Annotated in this window: 26 protein-coding genes and 1 tRNA gene; 19 read left to right on the plus strand and 8 right to left on the minus strand. The window is 70.4% G+C overall.

What is annotated here, in order from left to right:
- Nucleotides 1–53: 53 nt before the first annotated feature.
- Nucleotides 54–614, minus strand: a complete 561-nt coding sequence (locus H576_RS0113435) for a hypothetical protein (protein WP_029151352.1) — start codon at nucleotides 612–614, stop codon at nucleotides 54–56.
- Entirely contained in the window at nucleotides 611–1,090 is a 480-nt protein-coding gene (locus tag H576_RS0113440; RefSeq protein WP_029151353.1) for a hypothetical protein, read from the minus strand. The genes H576_RS0113435 and H576_RS0113440 overlap by 4 nt, the downstream gene beginning before the upstream one ends.
- Nucleotides 1,091–1,206: 116 nt before the next feature.
- Here H576_RS0113440 and H576_RS0113445 point away from each other — a divergent pair, with 116 nt between their 5' ends.
- The 7 genes from H576_RS0113445 to H576_RS0113475 are packed head-to-tail and all read left to right on the plus strand — an operon-like array spanning nucleotide 1,207 to nucleotide 6,823.
- Nucleotides 1,207–2,460: a sensor histidine kinase gene (locus H576_RS0113445; protein ID WP_029151354.1), complete on the plus strand. Its 1,254-nt coding sequence runs from the start codon at nucleotides 1,207–1,209 to the stop codon at nucleotides 2,458–2,460.
- Nucleotides 2,448–3,146, plus strand: a complete 699-nt coding sequence (locus tag H576_RS0113450) for a response regulator (protein ID WP_029151355.1) — start codon at nucleotides 2,448–2,450, stop codon at nucleotides 3,144–3,146. Before H576_RS0113445 ends, H576_RS0113450 begins: the two co-directional genes overlap by 13 nt.
- Complete coding sequence (locus H576_RS15930) at nucleotides 3,143–3,994, plus strand: hypothetical protein (protein ID WP_051172800.1); 852 nt, start codon at nucleotides 3,143–3,145, stop codon at nucleotides 3,992–3,994. The genes H576_RS0113450 and H576_RS15930 overlap by 4 nt, the downstream gene beginning before the upstream one ends.
- Before the next feature lie 48 nt (nucleotides 3,995–4,042).
- Nucleotides 4,043–4,843 carry a sulfite exporter TauE/SafE family protein gene (locus H576_RS0113460; RefSeq protein WP_029151356.1) on the plus strand — a complete coding sequence of 267 codons (801 nt, stop codon included), beginning with the start codon at nucleotides 4,043–4,045 and terminating at the stop codon, nucleotides 4,841–4,843.
- Nucleotides 4,843–5,295, plus strand: a complete 453-nt coding sequence (locus tag H576_RS0113465) for a MaoC family dehydratase N-terminal domain-containing protein (RefSeq protein ID WP_029151357.1) — start codon at nucleotides 4,843–4,845, stop codon at nucleotides 5,293–5,295. The genes H576_RS0113460 and H576_RS0113465 overlap by 1 nt, the downstream gene beginning before the upstream one ends.
- A complete protein-coding gene (locus H576_RS0113470; RefSeq protein ID WP_029151358.1) occupies nucleotides 5,295–5,705 on the plus strand; it encodes a MaoC/PaaZ C-terminal domain-containing protein in 411 nt (136 codons plus the stop codon). The genes H576_RS0113465 and H576_RS0113470 overlap by 1 nt, the downstream gene beginning before the upstream one ends.
- Complete coding sequence (locus H576_RS0113475) at nucleotides 5,702–6,823, plus strand: UDP-N-acetylmuramate dehydrogenase (protein ID WP_029151359.1); 1,122 nt, start codon at nucleotides 5,702–5,704, stop codon at nucleotides 6,821–6,823. The genes H576_RS0113470 and H576_RS0113475 overlap by 4 nt, the downstream gene beginning before the upstream one ends.
- Nucleotides 6,824–6,902: 79 nt before the next feature.
- Here H576_RS0113475 and H576_RS0113480 read toward each other — a convergent pair whose 3' ends face one another.
- Entirely contained in the window at nucleotides 6,903–8,102 is a 1,200-nt protein-coding gene (locus H576_RS0113480) for a pyridoxal phosphate-dependent aminotransferase (protein ID WP_029151360.1), read from the minus strand.
- A 191-nt stretch (nucleotides 8,103–8,293) separates the two neighbouring features.
- Here H576_RS0113480 and H576_RS0113485 point away from each other — a divergent pair.
- From H576_RS0113485 to nusG, 3 genes are all read left to right on the plus strand, one after another.
- Nucleotides 8,294–8,366 (plus strand) — tRNA-Trp (locus tag H576_RS0113485).
- 36 nt (nucleotides 8,367–8,402) lie between these two features.
- Complete coding sequence (gene secE / locus H576_RS0113490) at nucleotides 8,403–8,660, plus strand: preprotein translocase subunit SecE (protein ID WP_029151361.1); 258 nt, start codon at nucleotides 8,403–8,405, stop codon at nucleotides 8,658–8,660.
- A gap of 18 nt (nucleotides 8,661–8,678) precedes the next feature.
- A complete protein-coding gene (nusG, locus tag H576_RS0113495; RefSeq protein ID WP_029151362.1) occupies nucleotides 8,679–9,668 on the plus strand; it encodes a transcription termination/antitermination protein NusG in 990 nt (329 codons plus the stop codon).
- 53 nt (nucleotides 9,669–9,721) lie between these two features.
- On the opposite strand, the gene H576_RS0113500 is transcribed toward nusG, so the two are convergent.
- The 3 genes from H576_RS0113500 to H576_RS0113510 are packed head-to-tail and all read right to left on the minus strand — an operon-like array spanning nucleotide 9,722 to nucleotide 12,868.
- Nucleotides 9,722–10,636, minus strand: a complete 915-nt coding sequence (locus H576_RS0113500; protein ID WP_029151363.1) for a carbohydrate ABC transporter permease — start codon at nucleotides 10,634–10,636, stop codon at nucleotides 9,722–9,724.
- A complete protein-coding gene (locus tag H576_RS0113505; RefSeq protein WP_211215822.1) occupies nucleotides 10,633–11,571 on the minus strand; it encodes a carbohydrate ABC transporter permease in 939 nt (312 codons plus the stop codon). Before H576_RS0113505 ends, H576_RS0113500 begins: the two co-directional genes overlap by 4 nt.
- A gap of 16 nt (nucleotides 11,572–11,587) precedes the next feature.
- Nucleotides 11,588–12,868, minus strand: coding sequence for an ABC transporter substrate-binding protein (locus H576_RS0113510; protein ID WP_051172802.1), 1,281 nt, complete (start codon nucleotides 12,866–12,868; stop codon nucleotides 11,588–11,590).
- Nucleotides 12,869–13,491: 623 nt separating this feature from the next.
- On the opposite strand from H576_RS0113510, the gene rplK reads away from it, so the two are divergent.
- From rplK to H576_RS16825, 6 genes are all read left to right on the plus strand, one after another.
- A complete protein-coding gene (rplK, locus tag H576_RS0113525; RefSeq protein ID WP_029151367.1) occupies nucleotides 13,492–13,923 on the plus strand; it encodes a 50S ribosomal protein L11 in 432 nt (143 codons plus the stop codon).
- Between the two features lie 13 nt (nucleotides 13,924–13,936).
- Nucleotides 13,937–14,629: a 50S ribosomal protein L1 gene (gene rplA / locus H576_RS0113530; RefSeq protein ID WP_029151368.1), complete on the plus strand. Its 693-nt coding sequence runs from the start codon at nucleotides 13,937–13,939 to the stop codon at nucleotides 14,627–14,629.
- 202 nt (nucleotides 14,630–14,831) lie between these two features.
- Nucleotides 14,832–15,377: a SipW-dependent-type signal peptide-containing protein gene (locus tag H576_RS0113535; protein ID WP_036321060.1), complete on the plus strand. Its 546-nt coding sequence runs from the start codon at nucleotides 14,832–14,834 to the stop codon at nucleotides 15,375–15,377.
- Between the two features lie 119 nt (nucleotides 15,378–15,496).
- Nucleotides 15,497–15,967 (plus strand): signal peptidase I, encoded by a 471-nt coding sequence (locus H576_RS15935; protein WP_036321063.1) that lies wholly within the window; start codon nucleotides 15,497–15,499, stop codon nucleotides 15,965–15,967.
- Complete coding sequence (locus H576_RS16820) at nucleotides 15,964–16,587, plus strand: hypothetical protein (RefSeq protein WP_156888240.1); 624 nt, start codon at nucleotides 15,964–15,966, stop codon at nucleotides 16,585–16,587. The genes H576_RS15935 and H576_RS16820 overlap by 4 nt, the downstream gene beginning before the upstream one ends.
- Complete coding sequence (locus H576_RS16825) at nucleotides 16,584–17,117, plus strand: hypothetical protein (RefSeq protein ID WP_051172809.1); 534 nt, start codon at nucleotides 16,584–16,586, stop codon at nucleotides 17,115–17,117. Before H576_RS16820 ends, H576_RS16825 begins: the two co-directional genes overlap by 4 nt.
- An 8-nt stretch (nucleotides 17,118–17,125) precedes the next feature.
- On the opposite strand, the gene H576_RS0113550 is transcribed toward H576_RS16825, so the two are convergent.
- Nucleotides 17,126–17,584 (minus strand): MarR family winged helix-turn-helix transcriptional regulator, encoded by a 459-nt coding sequence (locus tag H576_RS0113550; protein ID WP_029151370.1) that lies wholly within the window; start codon nucleotides 17,582–17,584, stop codon nucleotides 17,126–17,128.
- Nucleotides 17,581–19,233, minus strand: coding sequence for an MDR family MFS transporter (locus H576_RS0113555; protein WP_029151371.1), 1,653 nt, complete (start codon nucleotides 19,231–19,233; stop codon nucleotides 17,581–17,583). The genes H576_RS0113550 and H576_RS0113555 overlap by 4 nt, the downstream gene beginning before the upstream one ends.
- A gap of 198 nt (nucleotides 19,234–19,431) precedes the next feature.
- Here H576_RS0113555 and H576_RS0113560 point away from each other — a divergent pair, with 198 nt between their 5' ends.
- The 3 genes from H576_RS0113560 to rplL all read left to right on the plus strand — a co-directional run bounded on the left by H576_RS0113560 (nucleotide 19,432) and on the right by rplL (nucleotide 21,331).
- Nucleotides 19,432–20,112, plus strand: coding sequence for a YqaJ viral recombinase family protein (locus H576_RS0113560; protein WP_036321022.1), 681 nt, complete (start codon nucleotides 19,432–19,434; stop codon nucleotides 20,110–20,112).
- A gap of 259 nt (nucleotides 20,113–20,371) precedes the next feature.
- Nucleotides 20,372–20,887, plus strand: a complete 516-nt coding sequence (gene rplJ / locus H576_RS0113565) for a 50S ribosomal protein L10 (protein WP_029151373.1) — start codon at nucleotides 20,372–20,374, stop codon at nucleotides 20,885–20,887.
- A gap of 54 nt (nucleotides 20,888–20,941) precedes the next feature.
- Nucleotides 20,942–21,331, plus strand: coding sequence for a 50S ribosomal protein L7/L12 (rplL, locus tag H576_RS0113570; protein ID WP_029151374.1), 390 nt, complete (start codon nucleotides 20,942–20,944; stop codon nucleotides 21,329–21,331).
- Nucleotides 21,332–21,404 lie beyond the last annotated feature (73 nt).

Raw genomic sequence — 21,404 nt, forward strand, 5'->3', positions numbered from 1 at the left:
TCAGGACATTACATGGAGAACATCCCGCGCGGGGCGGCCCCGCGCCGCGCCCGTCAGTCGCCGATCGACTCGCCCCAGCTGTCGAGCGTCTCGTCGGTGTCGACGACGAAGGCCTGCGGGTGATCCGGCAGGTACCGCACGACGACCTGCTCGGACATCGCGAGGAACGCGTCGGCGTCGGGGTACGACGGCTGCGTGAAGAACGGGACGTTGACGGTGTACTCCGCTCCGTCCTCCGCCGTGAACGTCAGGGTGTCGTCGCCGTTGTCGACGGCGACGGCCATCGCGCCGTTCGCGTAGATGTAGGGGCTCGTGATCGGGCTCGAGATGAGCGAGATGAGCCCGATGACGGCCCCCGACAGGACCACGAGGGCGAGGATCCGCCACAGCCACCGGACGAACACGAACGTCGCCGAGGCGCCGGCGGCCGCGGGCGCCTGGAGGCCGCGCTCCCGGCGCAGGTCGGCGAGCCGCGAGCCCGACGAGCCGCTGCCGCCGCGGAACGCCATCGCGATGAGGCCGATGCCGCCGAACGCGCCGACGAAGACCATCTCGTAGCCGTGCGTCGCGGGGAACGTCGCGAGCCAGACGAGGGCGTCGAGGAACCCGGTCATGCGGTGTGCTCCTTCGCGATGCGCACGCGGTCGGGGTTCGTCCCGCGGTACTCGACCGTCACGGGGGATCCGACTCGGAGGCCCTCCCCGACGAACGGATCCTGGAACGCGCGCACGGTCGTGACGAACGCGTCGCCGTCCTCGGGCGTGACCTCGACGAAGAACTCGTACTGCGGCACGTCGTTGACGCTCGTTCCGGTGCGGCGGCCCTCGAGCACGATGCCGACGGCCATCCGCACGGGGCCGAGGGACGCGCGCCGGCCGCCGCCGTCCTGGCGCGGGAACATGAGGGGACCGCACACCATCGTCGCGAATCCCCACCCGACGCCCGCGAGGAGGAAGGCGACGTCGATGGACCCGTCCGTGGGGCGCAGCCACCCCGCCGACTGATCGACGAAGAACAGCGAGGCGATCACCCGCGAGAGGAGGAAAGCTGAGAGCGCCAGCCAGATGAGGCGGCCGAGCCATCGGAACATGCTCCAACAGTACGGGCAGCGCCGGATCCCTCCCGGTCACGGGTGGGGGAAACCCGATCCCAGCCGGGAGGCGGGCTCCGGTGCGCCGCCCCCACCCGCTCCGTACGTTTGAGGACATGACAACAACGACCTCCCCGGCGCCCCGCCTGATCACCCCGCTGCGGGTGCTCGGCGCGGTCGCCCACCTCAGCTTCATGGCCTTCTGGGGAGTCGCCGTCGCCCTCCTCGTCGGAACCCTGCTCGTCGGCGGCGTCGGCGGGCTCGTGTTCCTCGGCCTCGGCGCGATCCTCCTCGTCGGCGTCGTGTACGCGCTCTACGGCGCGGCGTTCCTCGAGACCGCCCGCGTCGAGGGGCTCTACGGCTTCGGCCTCCCCGTTCTCCGTCCGCGGCGCTCCCCGAAGCGCGGCTTCGTCGGCTTCCTCCACACCATCTGGATCCAGTTCATCGACGGCGGCATGTGGCGAGCGATCGCCAACCTCGTGCTCTCGACGGTGCTCGGCTGGATCACGTGGGCGCTCATCATGATCGCCGTCGTCGGCGTGACCGCCGCGTTCGCCCCGCTCTACGCGTCGGAGGACACCGTGCGGCTCGTCGGCGGATCCGTGTCGATCGCATTCGCGCCCGTCGCCGGCCCGCTGCTCGCCGTCGCGGCGCTCGCCGCGGTCGTCGGAGTCGCGCTGCTCCACGGCGTCCTCGCGCGCCTGCTCGTCGCCCCGATCCGCGAGGCGCAGCTCACCGCCCAGGTGCGCGACGCATCGACCCAGCGGCAGGAGGCGATCCGCGCCGGCGACGTCGAGCGCACCCGCATCGAGCGCGACCTGCACGACGGCGTCCAGCCGCGACTCGTCTCGATCGGCATGACGCTCGGCCTCGCCCAGACGAAGATCGACGCGGATCCCGAGGGCGCCAAGGCGCTCGTCGCCGAGGCGCACACCTCGACGAAGGCCGCGATCACCGAGCTGCGCCAGCTGGCGCGCGGGATCCACGCCTCGGTCCTCGACGACCGCGGCCTCGACGCCGCGCTGAGCGCCGTCGCGAGCCGCTCGCACATCCCCGTGCAGCTCGACGTCCGCATGGACGGCCCCGCGGGGCGCGACGCCGAGGCGGCGATGTACTTCGCGATCGCCGAGAGCCTCACGAACGCCGCGAAGCACTCGCGGGCGTCGGGCGTGCGGGTCACGGTCCGCTCGCGGCCCGGAGAGCTCTGGGCCCGCGTCGAGGACGACGGGCTGGGCGGCGCGCGCGTCGTGCCGGGCGGCGGGCTCGACGGCATCATGAATCGCATCACGGCCCTCGGCGGGACGGCTCGTCTCGACAGCCCCGCCGGCGGCCCCACGTCACTGGAGGTCAGCGTCCCATGCGCATCCTGATCGTCGAAGACTCCGTCCTGCTGCGCGAGGGCCTCTCGCGCCTGCTCGCCGACTCGGGGCACGAGGTCGTCTCGGCCCTGCCCGACGCCTCGCGGCTCCTCGCCGCGGCGGCGGACACGGATCCCGATCTCGCGATCCTCGACGTGAGGCTTCCCCCGACCTTCACCGACGAGGGGATCCGCGCCGCGATCGACCTGCGCCGCCAGGATCCGCGACTCCCGGTCCTCGTCCTCTCGCAGTACGTCGAGGAGCGCTACGCGGCCGACCTCGTCGCCCAGCAGGGCGGCGGCGTCGGGTACCTCCTGAAGGACCGCGTCACCGACGTCGCCGACTTCCTCGAGGCGATCGGGCGGATCCGCGAGGGCGCCACGGTGCTCGACCCCGAGGTCGTGTCGCAGCTCCTGACGCGGCGATCGCGCGACGACCGCTTCGCCCGCCTCACCGAGCGCGAGCGCGCCGTCCTCGCGCTGATCGCCGAGGGCAAGAACAACGCGGCGATCGCACGGCTGCTCTTCGTGAGCGACGGCGCGGTCGAGAAGCACATCACGTCGATCTTCCAGAAGCTCGACCTCGAGCAGGACGACACGGGCAACCGCCGCGTGCTGGCCGTGCTCGCCCACATCGACGCAACAGCCGCCCCGGGCCCCGTCGGCCCCGCGGCGCCCCAGAACGGATCACAGCGATGACCGATCAGCCCCTGCCTCCCGTCCCTCCCCACCCCGAGCCCCCGCGCCAGGCGCCGTCGTCGAACGCGCGGCTCGGATCCCGCGCCCTCGCCGTCACGGTGTCGGTGCTCGGCGGCATCGCGCTCGTCGTCCCCGCCGCGGGGACCGCCTTCGCGACCGTCGCGTCGGCGAGCTTCGACCGCAGCCGCGACACGGTCTCGGCCGACGCCGCGGGCGTCGACCTCGTCGACCTCACCGTCCCCGCCGGCAGCATGACGGTGCGCTTCGACGACGTCGACGAGGTGACGCTCGACGCGCCGTCCGCCGCTCGGTGGTCGCTCGTGCGCGACGGATCCTCGCTCGTCGTCGATCGCGGGAACCTCACCTCGCTCTTCGGGATCGGCGCGTGGGGCGACGACGGCAACGCGATCCTCACGCTGCCGCGCTCGCTCGAGGGCGTCGACCTCGACGTCGACCTGCTCGCGGGCGGCGCAGACATCGAGGGCGACTTCGGAGCCGTCGTCAGCGAGGTTGACGCGGGCTTCCTCGACATCGAGGGATCCGCCGACACCGTCGAGGCGCGCATGTCGGCGGGCGGCAGCTCATACGACCTCGCCGACGTGCAGAGCGCCTCGTTCGACATCAGCGCGGGCGGCGTCTCGGCCGACTTCACGGGCGAGGCGCCCGAGGCCGTCGACGTGACGCTGAGCGCGGGATCCCTCGACCTCACGGTCCCCGACGAGACCTACGCGGTCACGACGAGCGGCGACTTCGGCGACGTCGACAACGGCCTCGATACCGACCCGTCCGCCCCGCGCACGATCGACGTGACGACCGACGCCGGGAGCGTCTCCCTCTCCGCGGGCTGACCGTCGGTCCACCCGCCCCGCCGGTAGGGTGGGGCGGGTGATCGACGCATGAACGCAGTCCAGTCCCGCGGGTCCCGGGCCATCCTCACGTTCCTCGGCATCGGCCTCCTCTCGGGGTTCATGTCGGGGCTCTTCGGCGTCGGGGGCGGGACCGTCATCGTCCCGATGCTCGTGACGTTCGCGGTCTTCACGCAGAAGTACGCGTCGGGGACATCGGGCGCCTCGATCATCGTCACGGCCTCGGTCGGCGTGATCAGCTACGCGATCGACGGCCAGGTCGACTGGCTCGCGGCGCTCCTGCTCGCGATCGGCGGCATCGTCGGGGCCCCGATCGGGGCGTCGCTGCTGCACCGGCTGAGCGAGGCGTTCCTGCGCTGGTTCTTCGTCGGGTTCCTGCTCGTCGTGATCGTGAGCCTGTTCTTCATCATCCCCGACCGCGACGCGTCCGTCCCGCTCAACGTCTGGCTGGGCATCGCGCTCGTTGCGCTCGGCGTCGTCACGGGGATCCTCTCGGGTCTCATCGGCGTCGGCGGCGGCATCATCGTCGTCCCCGTGCTGATCCTCGTCTTCGGGGCGAGCGACCTCGTCGCGAAGGGCACGTCGCTCCTCATGATGATCCCCACGACGATCTCGGGCGCGTGGAAGAACGCCAGGAACCACAACATCGACTTCGTGGCCGCGGCGGTCATCGCCGTCGCGACGGTCGTCACGACGCCGCTCGGAACCCTCGTCGCGACGCACGTGGATCCGTTCGTCGGAAACCTGCTCTTCGCCGCGTTCCTGCTCGTGATCGCGGTGCAGATGGGGCTGAAGGCCCGCAGGGCCTCGCGCAACAAGAAGGAGGCCTGATGGCCGTCGACCCCGAGCTCGCGAGCCGCGAGTTCCCACCCACCGCCCCGTATCTCGTGGGGCGCGAGAAGGTGCGCGAGTTCGCTCGCGCCGTCTTCGCGACCGCGCCGCAGCACACCGACGTCGAGGCCGCCCGCGCCCAGGGCTACGCCGACGTCGTGGCGCCGCCGACCTTCGCGATGCTCATCGCGAACGACGCGCTGCAGTTCATGCTCGACGACCCGACGACGGGGATCTCGCTCGAGCGCGCGCTGCACACCGACCAGTCGTTCACCTGGTCCCGGCCGATCGTCGCGGGCGACGAGCTGACGGGCCGGATCCGCGTCACGCGCGTGCGCGCGATGGGCGCCGCGTCGATGGTGGCGAGCGAGACCGAGATCGTGGATCAGAACGGCGAGCACGTCGTCACGGCGGCGTCGACGCTCCTGATCTCGTCGGACGAGGAGGCGTGATGGAACTCGCAGGACTCGAGAAGGGCCAGGTCGTCGCCGAGCGCTCGCAGCACCTCACGCGCGACTCGCTCGTGCGCTACGCGGGCGCATCCGGCGACTTCAACCCGATCCACTACCGCGACGACGTCGCGCAGCGCGTGGGACTCGAGGGCGTCCTCGCCCACGGGATGCTCACGATGGGCCTCGCGTCGTCGATCGTCGGCGAGCTCGTGGGCGACACGAGCCGCATCGCGTCGTACGTCGTGCGCTTCACCAAGCCCGTGCTCGTCGACCCCGAGGCGGGCGCCGACGTCGACGTCGCCGTGACCGTCGGAGCGGTGAACGACGACGGATCCGTCCGCCTCGACCTCGCCGTCACGACCGGGGGCCAGAAGGTGCTCGGCAAGGCGCAGCTCGTCGTCCGCGCATGACGACGCCGCTCTCCAAGCTCACGACGATGGGCGTGGGCGCCGCGCCCGCCCGCATGGTCGACGCCGCGACGCGCGAGGAGCTCGTCTCCGCGCTGCGCGAGGCGTGGGACTCGGGCGACGAGTGGTTCGTCCTCGGGGGCGGATCCAACACCCTCGCGGGCGACGAGCCGTTCGACGGAACCGTGATCCGGGTCCTCACGACGGGCTTCGCGCCCGTCGACGGGGCGCCCGAAGGCTTCCAGCGCGTCGTGATCGAGGCGGGGCAGAACTGGGACGACTTCGTCGCCTGGGCCGTGTCGCAGGGGCTCGCGGGCGTCGAGGCGATGAGCGGGATCCCCGGAACCGCGGGCGCCGCCCCGATCCAGAACGTCGGCGCCTACGGGCAGGAGATCGTCGAGACGCTCGTCGCCGTGACGCTCCTCGACGAGGCGACGGGCGAGCTCTCGCACGTGCCGGCCGCCGACCTCGGGCTCGGCCCGCGCACCTCGGTGCTCAAGCGGCACTACGGATCAGAGCCGCTCCGATCGGCCGTCGTCATCGACCTGACGCTCGACCTCGCGGTCGTGGGGACGGATCCGCGCCCGCTCGAGAGCGAGCGGCTGCGCGCGGCGCTGCGCGTCGGGACCGAGCCGATCTCGCTCGCCGAGACGCGCGATCGGGTCCTCGCGATCCGCGCGTCGAAGGGCATGGTGCTCGACCCGGACGACGCCGACACGCGCAGCGCGGGCTCGTTCTTCAACAACCCGATCGTGGGCGAGGCGACGTCGCGCGCCCTTCCGGCCGACTGCCCGCGGTGGCCCGTCGAGCCGGAGCCCGCGGCCGATCAAGTGTTCGAGCTCGCGACGTGGGATGGCCAGGTCGCCCCGCCGACGTCGGCGCCCGCGATGGTGAAGGTCAGTGCCGCGTGGCTCATCGAGCACGCGGGCCTCGCGAAGGGCTTCCGCCTCGGCGACTCGCGCGCGTCCCTCTCGACCAAGCACACGCTTGCGCTCACGAACCGCGGGGGAGCGACGGCCGAGGAGGTCGCCGAGCTCGCCCGCTTCGTGCGCACGCGCGTCGCCGCCGAGTTCGGCATCGAGCTCAACCCCGAGCCCGTCTTCCTGGGCCCCACCCTCTGACCGAAGACTCTCCTTTTCTCCGTGTTTTCCCCACGCGAGGCGTGGGGAAAACACGGAGAAAAGGAGAGTCGAGGGTGGGTCAGGCGAAGAGGCGCTGGAGGCGCTGCACGCCCTCGAGGAGCTGGTCGTCGCCGAGGGCGTAGCTCAGGCGCAGGTAGCCCGACGGGCCGAAGGCCTCGCCCGGCACGACCGCGACCTCGGCCTCCTCGAGGATGTACTCGGCGAGCTCGACCGTCGTCTCGATCCGGCGGCCGCCCCACTCGCGGCCCAGGAGGCCCGTGACGTCGGGGTACACGTAGAACGCGCCCTGCGGGACGGGGACGACGACGCCCGGGATCTTCGAGAGCTCGGCGACGATGAGGCGGCGGCGACGATCGAACGCCTCGCGGAACTCCTCCGCCGCGTCCTGCGGGCCCGAGAGGGCCGCGGCGGCGGCGAGCTGCGCCACGTTGTTGACGTTGCTCGTCAGGTGCGACTGCAGGTTCGCGGCGAGGGCGATCGCGTCGGCCGGCCCGACCATCCAGCCCACGCGCCACCCCGTCATCGCATACGTCTTCGCGACGCCGTTCAGCAGGATCGTCTGCCCCGCGACCTCGGGAACGGCCTCGACGATCGAGACGGCCTTCGCGCCGTCGTAGGTGAGGTTCTGGTAGATCTCGTCCGACACGACCCACACGCTGTGCTCGAGCGCCCAGCGCGCGATCGCCGCGGTCTCCTCGGGCGTGTAGACGGATCCCGTCGGGTTCGACGGCGAGACGAACACGACGGCCTTCGTCTTCTCGGTGCGGGCGGCCTCGAGCTGCTCGACCGTGACCTTGTACTCCTGGTCCGCGCCGGCGAAGACGGGCACGGCGGATCCGTCGGCGAGCTGGATCGCCTCGGGGTACGTCGTCCAGTACGGCGCGGGCAGCAGGACCTCGTCGCCGGGGTTCAGGATCGCCTGGAACGCCTGATACACCGCCTGCTTGCCGCCGTTCGTCACGACGATCTGGCTCGCGGCGACCTCGAGCCCCGAGTCGCGGCGGGTCTTCTCGATGATCGCGGCCTTGAGCGCCGGGAGGCCGGCGGCGGGCGAGTAGCGGAAGTTCGCGGCGTCGTCGAGGGCCGCGCGGGCCGCGTCGACGACGGCGGGAGGCGTGGCGAAATCGGGCTCGCCGGCCGCGTACGAGATGATGCGCCGCCCCTCGGCCTTCATGGCCTTGGCCTTGGCGTCGACCTTGAGGGTCGCCGACTCGGCGATGGCGGAGATCTTGCGGGAGAGCGGGGCGCGTTCGGTCACGCGACCAGCGTACCGATCGGGCCGCGGGATCGGCACGCCCCGTGCGCCGTGACGCGCGCGGGTTCCCGGCTCGATTGGCCGGGCGCCGAGCCATGCCGTATGCTTGATCGAGCAGTTGTTTGCTGCATTCTTTCGCTGTGCCCGGCACCGCGATCGCGTACGGCAGGCACCTCGAGGCCCGACGGGCCTCTAGGGCGGTAGCTCAATTGGCAGAGCAGCGGTCTCCAAAACCGCAGGTTGCAGGTTCGATTCCTGTCCGCCCTGCGCGTCAGCGGCACGCTGACTCACGAAAGGTGACGAATGTCTCAGGACGCGGTCGGCGGGTTCGCCGCTCGGGGCGCGAGCGCCGGGAAGAAGCCGAACTTCTTCATGCGCATCGTGATCTTCTTCCGCCAGGTCATCTCCGAGCTCCGCAAGGTGGTCACGCCCACCCGCAAGGAGCTCCTGACCTTCACGGGCGTCGTCCTCGGTTTCGTCATCGTCATGATGGCGCTGATCCTCGGGCTCGACACCGTGTTCTCGTGGGTGGTGAACGTCGTCTTCGGCGTTCCCTCCTGATCCGGAAAGAGGCACCACGTGGCTGAGAAGCACATCGACGACGCCGACTGGGCCCCCGCGGCCGAGCAGTCGAGCGAAGACGACGAGGCCCAGACGGGCAACTACCTCGCGGCCGAGGAGGCCGCAAGCGCCTCCGCCGAAAGCGGAGCCGTGCACGTCGACGGCGAAGGCGAGCCGGCCGACGACTCCATCGAGATCGACGACCCGGAGGCAGACGCGATCGTGAACGACGCACTCAACATCGACGAGACCGCCGAGGTCGAGGCCGCGGCCGAGGTCCTCACCGACGCGAGCGCCGAGGAGGCGAGCGAGGCGGCCGAGCGTGCGGCCGAGGTCGTGACGCCGTTCGAGGGCGAGGAGCCCGCCGAGGGCGCCGAGGACGAGGACCCGTACGCCGAGTTCCGCGCCGAGCTGCGGATCCTCGAGGGCAAGTGGTACGTCATCCACACCTACGCGGGCTTCGAGCGCAAGGTCAAGGCCAACATCGAGCAGCGCAAGTCCACCCTCGAGGTCGAGGACGACATCTACCAGATCGAGGTCCCGATGGAGGACGTCGTCGAGATCAAGAACGGGCAGCGCAAGATGGTCACGCGCGTCCGGATCCCCGGCTACGTGCTCGTGCGCATGGAGCTCAACGAGGACACCTGGTCGGTCGTCCGCAACACCCCTGGCGTGACGGGCTTCGTCGGCAACGCGCACCAGCCGGTCGCGCTGCGCTTCGAAGAGGCGTTCAACATGCTCAAGCCGATCGCCGAGATCCGCGAGGCCGAGAAGGCCGCGGCGGGCGACGAGCAGGCCAAGAAGACGAACGAGTCGCGCACGATCGCGGCCGAGGTCGACTTCGAGATCGGCGAGACGATCACGATCAAGGACGGCTCGTTCGCGGGCCTGCCTGGTTCGATCAGCGAGATCAGCCCCGCGAGCGGCAAGCTCACGGTCCTCGTCTCGCTCTTTGAACGCGAGACCCCGGTCGAGCTCTCGTTCGACCAGGTCACCAAGATGAACTGACGCGCCTCCGCGCGAAACGGAACGGCCGCCCCTCGGGGCGGCCGTTCCGCGTCTCAGCCTTTCACCGCGCCGGCCGTGAGGCCCGCGACGATCTGCCGCTGGAGCACGAGGGCGAAGATGATGAGCGGGATCGAGACGAGCACGGATCCGGCCATCACCTGCCCGATCGGGTTCTCGTACCCCACGCGCTGGAACGTGCCGATGAACACCGGGACGGTCTGCACGTTGAGGTCGCGCGGCGCGAACGAGAACGCCAGCAGGAACTCGTTCGTCGCGTAGACAAACGCGATGATGGCCGACGTCCCGACGCCCGGCGCCGCGAGCGGCACGATGAGGCGGATGAACACCTGCCACGGCGTCGCGCCGTCGACCTTGCCCTGCTCCTCGAGCTCGCGGGGGATCCCCGAGAAGAACGTCACGAGGATGAAGATCGACAGCGGCAGCGTCAGCGCCACGTAGGGGATCACCATGCCCGCGTAGGAGTTGAGGAGCGAGATCCCCGTCCACGTCTGCAGCTGCTGATAGACCTGGTACAGCGGCGGGACGAGCGCGACGGGCGGGAACATGCTCGCGACGAGCGTCAGCGCGAGGATGATCGCCCGGCCCCGCAGCGGCAGCCGCGCGATCGCGTACGCCGCGAGCGACGCGACGGGGATGCAGATCACCGTCGTGAGCGCCGCGACGACGAGCGAGTTGCGCAGCGCGAACTCGAAGTCGAGCTCGAAGATCTGCGTGAAGTTCGCGAAGCTGAACGGGCCCTCGAAGATGTTCGGGTTCGTGAGGGCCGAGGCGCCGGAGCGCAGGCTCGTCATGAACATCCAGAGGAACGGGAAGAGGCACCACACGACCACGAGCGCGAGCCCGAGGATCCGCAGCACGCTCCCCGCCCACGGCGGGAGGCCCGATCCGGCCTTCTTCGTCGCCCCCGTGTCGCGCCCCGTCGTGAGGGTGCGGGTCGCGGTGCTCATCGCTTCTTCCCCTTCCGCCCGCTCGGGGCCCCGTCCACGGTCTGCGGCCCCATGAGACGCACGAAGAACACGCCGACGATCATGACGATGATGAACGTCGCGGTCGACAGCGCGTTGGCGTAGCCGAGCTCGGGCTCGGCGTAGAGATAGCGCTGCGTGTAGACCGAGAGGGTCGCGAGCGAGTTGCTGTACCCCGAGAACACGTACGCGAAGTCGAACATGCGCAGGGCGTCGACGGTGCGGAACAGCAGCGCCACGATGATCGCGGGGCGCAGGAGCGGCAGCGTGATCGACCAGAAGCGCCGCCACGCGCCCGCCCCGTCGACCTCGGCCGCCTCGTAGAACTCGCCGGGGATCGTCTGCAGCCCCGCGAGAAGCAGAAGCGCGACGAACGGCGCGGTCTTCCACACGTCGGCCGAGATGATGCCGACCATCGACCAGGTCGGGTCGTTCAGCCAGTTGACGTCGATCCCGAGGACCGAGTTGATGAAGCCAGGGTTCTGGTCAAACATGTACCGCCACACCTGCGCCGCGACCGACGTCGGGATGACCCACGGCACGAGGATGATCGCTCGGGTCACGCCGCGTCCCGCGAACGCCTGGTTCATGATCAGTGCGAAGAGCAGGCCGATGACGAACTCGATCGCGACCGAGACGACCGTGAAGACGAGGGTGTTGCCGACCGCGTTGTAGAAGCCGCCGTCCGAGAGCAGCTGCGCGTAGTTGCCGCCGGCGATGAACTCGCGGCGGAAGCCCGTGATCCGGTACAGGCTCATGACGATCGCGTAGATCACGGGGAAGAGCGCGATCACCGCCATGAACGCGAACGACGGGGTGAGGAAGATCTTTCCGAGCGCGCGTTCGCCGATGCCCGCCCGCTTCGGCTGATCCGAAGCGGGCGGGCGGGGCGGGGCGCTCTGCTGGGTGAGCGTCACGGCGATCTCCTCGGGATCACTCGCCGCCGAGCGCGTCGGTCGCCGCCTGGTCGACCGCCTCGAGCGCCGTCTGTGGGTCCTCCTGGCCGAGGAACGCGGCGTGCAGGTGCTCCTGCATCGCGAGCGACAGCGAGTTGTACCCCGCGACGGCGGGGCGGGCCTTCGCGGCGGCGAGGATGTCGCCGAGCAGCGCGACGTTCTCGTCGTCGACGCCGTCGTAGGTCGACAGCAACGTCGCGGGCAGGCTGTTGTCGAGGAGGATCTTCTGCGCATCGGCGTCGGTCGCCGCCCACGTGACGAACTCCTCTGCGATGTCGGGGGTGTCGCTCAGCGAGCTGACGGCGTTGTTCAGGCCGCCGAGCGCGCCGACGCCCGTGTTCCCGTCGAAGCCGGGGAGCGCCGCGACCGCGAAGTCGTCGGCGACCGCCGAGTCCTCGCCGTCCTGGCCCTCAAGGAGCGGGATCGCGTAGGGCCAGTTGTGCATGTAGACGGCATCGCCCGCCTGGAACAGCGCGCGGGCGTCGTCCTCGACCATCGAGTCGAAGCCGTCGGCGAACAGGCCCTGCTCGCGGGCGTCGATGAGCCAGTCGAGCGCGCGCTGCGCCGCGTCGCCGTCGAGGAAGGTGCTCTCGGACTGGTTCTCGTCGTACACCTCGCCGCCTGCCGACCAGAACAGCTGCAGGAAGGTCACGACGAAGCCCTCGTACTGGTTGCCGAGGCCGACGTATCCGCTGATCCCCGCGTCGTCGGCCGCCTGGACGCCCGTCGTCACGACGTCGTCCCACGTCGCCGGCGGCGAGTCGACGAGGTCGGTGCGGTAGTAGAGGTAGCCGCCGTTCGACGAGTAGGGCAGCGCGTAGAGCTCGCCCTGGTACGACGAGCTGTCGATCGCGCCGGGAAGGCTCACGCCCTCGACCTCGTCGCGGTGCGACTCGAGGCTCGTGATGTACCCGTTCTGGGCGAACTCGCCCGTCCAGACCACGTCGAGGCCGAGGACGTCGAAGTCGCCCGTGCCGCTCTGCAGATCCTGGAACATCGCCTGGCGCTGCTGGTCCGCCTCGGGCGCGAGGAACTCGATGTTCACCTGCTCGTCGGGGTGCTGCTCATTCCAGAGGTCGGCGACCGCCTGGTGGATGGCCTGATCGGATCCCGTGACGGCCCAGGTGAAGGCGGCGCCGCCGTCGCCCCCGTCTCCGGATGATCCGCTCTGGTTCGGGCTGCCGCATGCGGCGAGGGAGAGCGCGAGGGCGGCTGCTCCCGTGACGGCGATGATGCGCTGAGGGCTGTGCGTTTTCATGGAACGACTCCTTTGTTGTCATGACGCCTTGTGCCCGAAGCTAGTGACGCGCCGCGGTGCGCGTCAACGGTTCCGCGACATCCTCGCACCACCCCGATCTTCCACCGCCGCCGATTCGACGCGCATCCCGCGCTCGAGCGCGACCTGTTCCAGCGCGCCGATCAGGTGCAGGGGGGCAGGGGCGTGCACTCGCGGGACCGCTCGCCGGCTGCGCGAGCGTCCCTCGGGGTCACCGCCGACCTGCATCCCGTCGTCCACGGGCGCCCGTTCGCAGCCATCCCCGCACTCCGCGACGGGCGACCTCGACTCGCTCACGGTCGCGGCCGACGACGACACCGAGGTCTACCTGTGCGGACCGCTCTCCTTCATGGCGTCGATGCGCGCGGGCCTCGTCCGCAAGGGCATCGACCCCGAGCGGATCCACTACGAGGTCTTCGGACCCGGCGCCGAGGTCGCGATGCAGGCCGCCGCGTAGATCCGGGCTTGGGGATCGGCCGGACATCGGGTAGTCTTGTCTGGTTTGTGGGCGCTTTCGCGCGCCCGCACTCATCACCGCTGTCCGGAGATGCCGGATCCGCGGGAGAGGGGCGCCGCCGGCGCCCGCTCGACGAAAGGAAAGCCACATGGCACCGAAGAAGAAGGTCTCGGGGCTGATCAAGCTCCAGATCCAGGCCGGCCAGGCCAACCCGGCGCCGCCGATCGGACCCGCCCTGGGTCAGCACGGCGTCAACATCATGGAGTTCTGCAAGGCGTACAACGCCGCGACCGAGTCGCAGCGCGGCAACGTCGTCCCCGTGGAGATCACCGTCTACGAGGACCGCAGCTTCACGTTCGTCCTCAAGACCCCGCCGGCCGCTGAGCTCATCAAGAAGGCCGCTGGCGTGAAGTCGGGTTCGGCGACGCCGCACACCGTCAAGGTCGCGAAGCTCACGCGCGAGCAGGTCGAGGAGATCGCCAAGACCAAGCAGCCCGACCTGAACGCGAACGACATCGACGCCGCGGTCAAGATCATCGCTGGCACCGCCCGTTCCATGGGCATCACGGTCGAGGGCTGAGGAGAGAACCGACATGGCTAAGTCCAAGCTCTACAACGAGGCCGCTTCGAAGATCGAAGAGGGCAAGTTCTACTCTCCCGCCGAGGCCGTCGCCCTGGCGAAGGAGACGGGTTCGAAGAAGTTCGACTCGACCGTCGAGGTCGCGCTGAAGCTCGCCGTCGACCCCCGCAAGGCCGACCAGATGGTGCGCGGCACCGTCATGCTCCCGCACGGCACCGGCAAGACCGCCAAGGTCATCGTCTTCGCGAACGGCGCTGCGGCCGAGGCCGCCATCGCCGCGGGCGCTGACGAGGTCGGCGGCACCGAGCTCATCGAGAAGGTCGCCGCCGGCTGGACCGACTTCGACGCGGCCGTGGCCGTGCCGGAGCTCATGGGCCAGGTCGGTCGTCTGGGCAAGGTCCTGGGCCCCCGCGGCCTCATGCCGAACCCCAAGACCGGCACCGTGACCCCGAACCCGGCGAAGGCTGTCGAGGAGATCAAGGGCGGCAAGATCGACTTCCGCGTCGACCGCCACTCGAACCTCCACTTCATCGTGGGCAAGGCGTCGTTCGACGCCGAGAAGCTGAACGACAACATCCAGGCCGCCCTGGACGAGGTCGTCCGCCTCAAGCCGGCGAGCGCCAAGGGCCGCTACATCCAGAAGGGCACGGTGTCGACCACGTTTGGCCCCGGCATCCAGCTGGACGTCGCCTCGCTCGTCGCGTAACGACACCGCGCGCCCGCCCTGCGGGCTCACGGCAGATGGCCGCAGCACCCCGATCCGGGGGCTGCGGCCATCGTCGTCTCTCCCGGCGGCGCGCCGGGAATCCTGATCTTGCGCCGCGGCATCGTCGTGATGGAATATCGACCTGATGCACCGGGTTCCTGGCGGGTCGATGCCGCCGCCCGGGGCGAAGGGGGAGATCCTCATGTCTCGTGCCACGACGCGTCGCCGCAAGGTGCTCGCCATCCTCGCCGGAGGCCTCGTCCTCGGTATCGGCGCCGCCTACACGCTCGCGCAGTGGAACGACTCCGAGTTCGCGACCGGCGACTTCACGGCGGGCACGTTCGTGTTCGAGGGGTCGGCCGACGGAGTCGACTTCGACGACCACGCGACCTCGGGCGAGGCCGCGTCGCTCGCCTTCGAGACGGGCGCCGACAACCTCGCGCCCGGCGACGTCGTCTACGCGGCGTATGCGCTGCGCGTCACGGGAAGCTACGACGCCGCGCTGACGGCCGTGGCGCCCGTCGCGACGGGCTCGTTCACGACCGCGGGCAAGCTGACCTACGACGCCGTGTCGACGAGCGCGTTCGGCTGCGATGAGTCGGCCTTCGCCGGGGGCGGCGCCGTGCCGGCGACGATCGCGTCGGGCGACGTCGTCAACCTGTGCCTGCGGGTGACGGCGACGAACACGCTCGAACAGGGCGACACGGGAAGCGTCGTGTGGCAGTGGAACGCGGAGTCGCAGTCGTAGCGATCGCCGGCGCGTCCCCCGCCGCGGCGGGAGGCACGGGTGATCCCGATCCGCGCACGCGGCGCGAGCTCCGGGAGGCCGGCGTTCGGCCGGCCCGTCGCCCGCGCGCGCTCGGCGCCGTGGGCGAGGTGATCCTGTGGATCGCCGCGGTCGCGGGCGTCGCGTGCATCGTGCTCGTCATCGTCGCGAACGTCGCCGGGATCACGCTCATCATGTTCCGCACGGGTTCGATGACGCCGACGATCCCGTCGGGGTCGGTGGCCGTCGTGCAGAGGACGCCCGCGTCGGAGGTCGCGGTCGGCGACGTCGTGACGATCGACCGCGCCGACCAGCTCCCGGTCACGCACCGCGTCGTCGCGATCGCGGACGGCGGGTCGGACGCCGAACGGATGATCACGATGCGCGGCGACGCGAACGACGTCGACGATCCGCAGCCCTACACCGTGACGGAGGTGCGCACCGTGCTGTTCTCGGTCCCCGGGATCGCCCCGATCCTCGCCGCGCTCGGCAGCCCGCTCGCGGCGGGCGGGATCACGATCGCCGCCGCGCTGCTCGTCGGATGGGCCTTCTGGCCGCGCGAGCGGACATGACGTCGCGCGTCGCGTGGGCCGTGCTCGTGGGCGCGATGGGGGCGCTCGTCGCCCTGTCGCCGGCGTCGGCCGCGCCCGCGAGTGAGGTCGTCGAGGGGCGGTACGTGCGGCTCGTGTCGGTCGCCGACTGGGATCTCGCCGCCGCGATGTCGCCCGGCGAACCGCTGCGGTGGGACGTCGAGGTCAGCGCTGACGCGCCGGACCCCGGAACGCTCACGATCGGCGTGAGCGCGCGCGGCGAACTGGCGCTCGTGGTCTCCGCCGCCGTATGCCTCACCCCGTGGCAGGGCTCCGAGTGCGCTGGCGGGGCGGACCACGTGCGGACGGGTTGGGAGGTGCCCCGCGGCGGAGAGGCCGTCGAGATCGCCTCCGTCGACGCCGACCAGACGGCGTACGTTCGGCTCGAGCTCGAGCCGGCGGAGGGATCCACGGGGACGACCGAGGTGCGCGTTCACGCGTCGGGCGCGGGGGAGAGCATCGCGACCGCTCCGGGCGAGCCGCTCGTCGCCACGGCGTCTCCCGCCGCGCCCTGGCTCGCGTACGCCGGGGTGGTCCTCGCGGGATCCGGCGCGGCCGCGATCGCGGCCCGCACCCGCCGGTCGGGCGGGGCGCCGTCGTGACGAGGTCGCGCCGCAGCGCCCGCCGGGTCCTCGCCGCCGTCGCGGGGCTCGCGCTCCTCGCCGGCGCGGCCGTCGCGCCGCGGGCCGAGCCGGTCGAGGCGGCCTGGGTCGACGCCGAAGCGGGGTCGGCGACGTTCACGGCGATGACGATGCTCGCGCCGCTCGGCTCGTCGTGCACCGCCGCGGGAGGGGTCCTCGGCGTCACGCCGACGGTCACGCTGCGCTGGAGCGTCCCCGCGGGTATGGCGGGCTACACGCTCGCGCAGGCGGAGTTCGGCGGGAGCCTCAACGGGCTCGTCCCCGTCGTCTCGAACACGCTGTTCGGCAGCTCGAGCCACACGGGGACGCCGGCCGGGTACACGAGCGTCGCGAACATCGGGCTGCTCGGCAGCGTCCTCGGCGCGACGGGGACCGTCGCCGTGCGCTTCGTCGGCCCCGGCGGGTGGCGGTCCGAGTGGCTCATCGCCACGTGGACGATCCCGCTTCTGGGTCTCGGTCAGCCGACGTGCACGCTCTCGGTGCAGCCCTGACGGGCGCCCTACGCGCCGGGCGTCGTGAGTTCGTGCAGCAGGTCCGCGAGGCGCGCGATGTCGGCGACAGGCCAGGTGGCGAGCCGGTCGTGGAGGAACGACTCGTAGGGCAGGCGTGCCTCCTCGAGCCGCTTCACGCCGTCCGGCGTCGGCTCGATGAGGAAGACGCGCCCGTCGTCGGGATCCGGCGTGCGGACGAGGAGATCGAGCTCCTCGAGCTCGCGCACCGCCCGGCTGACGTGCCCCTTGTCCATGTCGAGCCACTCCGCCAGCTGGCGCGCCGTCACGGGGGAGCGCCGCACGATCGCGGTGTACATCTTGTACGTCGTGGGGAGCATGCCGGGCTGGAAGCGCTCGGCGTTCTCGCGCAGCAGTCGCCGGAACTGGCCGAAGATGGCGCTGAGGCCCTCTTCGACCCCGCGCACCGCCGAGTCGAGCTCGTCGGTGCGCGGAGCCTCGTCGGTCATCGCCGCTCGTCGCCCTCGGTGCGGACGACGGGGACGGGGCCCGTCGCGACGGCGCCGGCCTGGGCGAGCGCCACCTCGGACGCCGCCTCCTCGCCGTCGGTGAGGCCCTCGCGGCCCTCGGCGAGGCGCTCCTGCGTCGTCTTCGTGGCGAGGCGCTTGTTGGGCAGGAAGCACATCGCGATGAGGCTGATCACGGCGAGCGGGATCCCGACGAGGAACGCGTGCGAGATGGCCTGGGCCGACACGTCCTCGATGATCGTCGCGATCGCCTCGGGCATGCCGCGGGTCGTCGGCAGCGCGCCGCTCGCGAGCTCCTGCGCGATCTGAGCGCCCTCCGCGCCGAGCGAGGCGATGGCCGCCTGCAGGTCTGCCGCGCGGTCGGTCAGCTGGTTGGACATGCTCGTCGCGAGGACGGATCCCATGATCGCGACGCCCGTCGTGCCTCCGACCGAGCGGAAGAAGTTGACGCCCGAGCTCGCGACGCCGATCTTCGACGGATCGGCCGCGTTCTGCACGACGAGGACGAGGTTCTGCATCGTCATGCCCGTTCCGGCGCCGAGGAAGAACATGAAGACGCCGACGAGCCACAGCGGGGTGTCGAAGCGCAGCGTCGACAGCAGCGAGGTGCCGACGATCGAGAACACGGCGCCGATGATCAGGTAGCGCTTCCACTTGCCCGTGCGGGTGACGAGCTGCCCGACGACGGTCGATGCACCGAACATGCCGACGGCCATCGGGATCGTGAGGAGGCCGGCCTCGGTCGGGCCGTAGCCGCGCGAGATCTGCATGTACTGGCCGAGGTACACGGCCGTTCCGAACATCGAGACGCCGATCGAGATCGACGCGACGACCGCGAGCGTGAAGGTGCGGTTGCGGAAGAGCGAGAGCGGGATGAGCGGCTCGGCGACCTTCGACTCGGTGATGATGAAGGCGATGACGCCGAGGACGCCGATGCCGACCATGTACAGCGTCTGCCAGCTGATCCAGCCGTAGTCGCTGACGTTCGAGATCCAGACGAGAAGGAAGCCGGCTGCGACGGCGAGGAACACGATGCCGAGGTAGTCGATGCGGACCTTGCCGGTGCGGATCTGGTTGATGCGCATCGTGAACAGGATCACGATGAACGCGAGGACGCCGAGGGGCACGCCCACGTAGAAGTTCCAGCGCCAGCCGACCGAGTCGGTGAGGAAGCCTCCGAGGATCGGGCCGCCGACGGTGCCGATGGCCATGACGCCCGCCATAAAGCCCATGTAGCGGCCGCGGTCGCGCGGGCTGATGATGTCGGCCATGAGGATCTGAGACATCGACTGCAGTCCGCCGCCGCCGATGCCCTGGAAGGCGCGGAAGAGGATCAGCATGCCGGCCGACTGCGAGAGGCCGGCGCCGGCGCTCGCGAGCACGAAGATCACGAGGGCCGTGAGCATGAGGACCTTGCGGTTGAGCAGGTCGGCGAGCTTGCCCCAGATGGGGGTCGAGATCGCGGTCGTGAGGAGCGTCATCGTGACGACCCACGTGTAGTCGGTCTGGGTTCCGCCGAGTTCGGGGACGATGATCGGCAGCGAGGTGCCGACGACCGTCATCGACATCATCGAGCAGAAGAGGGCCAGGAGCAGGCCGGTGAAGGCCTGCATCACCTGGCGGTGGGACATGCGCGCAGACACTGTCGTCGTCTGGGAGGAAGACACGAGCGTCCTTTCTGCGAGGAGACGGGCAGGGAAGCGCGGCGACGCTGGCGCGCAGAAAGTTGATGAACTGCAACTATATGCCGATGGTTGACTTTCCGCAACCATCTCCCGCGAGCCGCGTCGCGCGGGGGATGTCCGGGGTCCGCGGCTAGGCTGAACCCGATGTTCACGCCCGACCTCGAATCTCGGATCGTCGCCGATTCGCGCGACCGGGTCGCGTGGATGCGGGCGCGCTCGCAGGGGATCACGGCGACCGACGTCGCGCACCTCTCGACGCCCGCGTCGATCCTCCGTGCGGCCGAGCACAAGCTGCGCCCGTCGAGCTTCGGCGGCAACGCCTACACCGACCACGGCCGGAGGCGCGAGCCCGAGATCGCCGCGTGGGTCGAGGAGCACCACGGGATCCAGCCGTCGACCTCGCTCTTCCGCGCCGAGGCCGAGAAGCGCCACCTCGCGACGCCCGACGGCATCGTGCAGCAGTCCGACGGCGTGATCGTGCTCGCCGAGATCAAGACGACGAACAAGCCGTGGCGCACGATCCCGCGCGCCTATCTGCGGCAGGTCTGGTGGCAGCAGCACGTCCTCGGCGCCGAGCGCACGCTCTTCGCGTGGGAGGAGCACCGCGACTTCCGCCCGCTGCACGACGAGCCCAAGACGGTGTGGATCGACCGCGACGAGAAGGCGATCGCCGAGCTCGTCGCGAAGGCCACGGCGCTGATCGACGAGCTGTACCGCATGACGACCGGGCAGTCGATCCCGCAGGACGGGCTGTCGCCGCGCGAGCAGGCGATGCTCAAGGCCGCGACGGCCGACGCGTACCGGGCGCTCGCGCTGACCGACTGACGGCGGATCCCCAGACACCCGGGTTGGCGGATCCCGCTCCCGTCGCGTATCGTTGTGGATAACCGAAGACCGCTGGTCATCGGAGCGCCCTCGGGCGATCCGATCGAAGCTCTGCAGAAGCAGGGGCCCGCGCAGGTGTGCTGAAACTCTCTCGAGCTCCGTGCGCCTTGCGCCGGAGCTCTTGTCATGTCTGGGCCCGAGCGCGAATCGGCCGGCATCTCGCCACCGCGAGACGCCTCGCAGATATCAAGGAGTGGCCATGGCGCAGAAGGAAGCATCGGTCGCCGAGCTCACGAAGTCATTCGAGAACTCGAGCGCCGTCCTGCTGACCGAGTACCGCGGTCTGACGGTCGCCGAGCTCAAGGAGCTCCGCGACAGCATCCGTCAGGACGCGGAATACGCCGTGGTGAAGAACACGCTGACCAAGATCGCCGCCAACTCGGTGGGGATCGACGCGTTCGACGACGAGCTCAAGGGCCCGTCGGCGATCGCCTTCGTGCACGGTGACCCGGTCGCCGTCGCGAAGGGCCTGCGCACCTTCGCCAAGGCACACCCTCTTCTCGTGGTCAAGGGCGGGTACTTCGATGGTGCCCCGCTCTCGGCTGAGGAAGTCAACAAGCTCGCCGACCTCGAGAGCCGTGAGGTTCTCCTGTCGAAGGTCGCCGGCATGATGAAGGCCTCGATGTCGAAGGCTGCCGCCGTCTTCCAGGCGCTGCCGTCCAAGACCGTCCGCACGGTCGAGGCACTGCGCGAGAAGCAGGAGAACGCGGCGTAATCGCCGACGTTCACACATACCACCGACCTCACCCAGACAAACAGGAGAAATAACATGGCGAAGCTCAGCACCGAAGAGCTGCTCAGCGCGTTCGAGGAGCTCACGCTCATCGAGCTCAGCGAGTTCGTGAAGGCGTTCGAGGAGAAGTTCGACGTCACCGCCGCCGCTCCGGCCGCCGTCGCCGTCGCGGGTGCGCCCGCCGCTGGTGGCGCCGCCGAGGCTGCCGAGGAGAAGACCGAGTTCGACGTCATCCTCGAGGCTGCCGGCGACAAGAAGATCCAGGTCATCAAGGCCGTCCGCGAGCTCACCTCGCTCGGCCTCGGCGACGCCAAGGCGCTCGTCGACGGTGCCCCCAAGCCGGTCCTCGAGGCCGCTGCGAAGGACGCCGCCGACGCCGCGAAGGCGAAGCTCGAGGAGGCCGGCGCCACGGTTACCGTCAAGTAATCGAGGCTTCTGCCTTCACGGGGCTCGGATCCATCACGGATCCGGGCCCCGTTCCTTTTCGCGGGGCGTGAAC

The sequence above is a fragment of the Microbacterium indicum DSM 19969 genome, assembly GCF_000422385.1.
GTDB classification, from domain to species: Bacteria; Actinomycetota; Actinomycetes; order Actinomycetales; family Microbacteriaceae; genus Microbacterium; species Microbacterium indicum.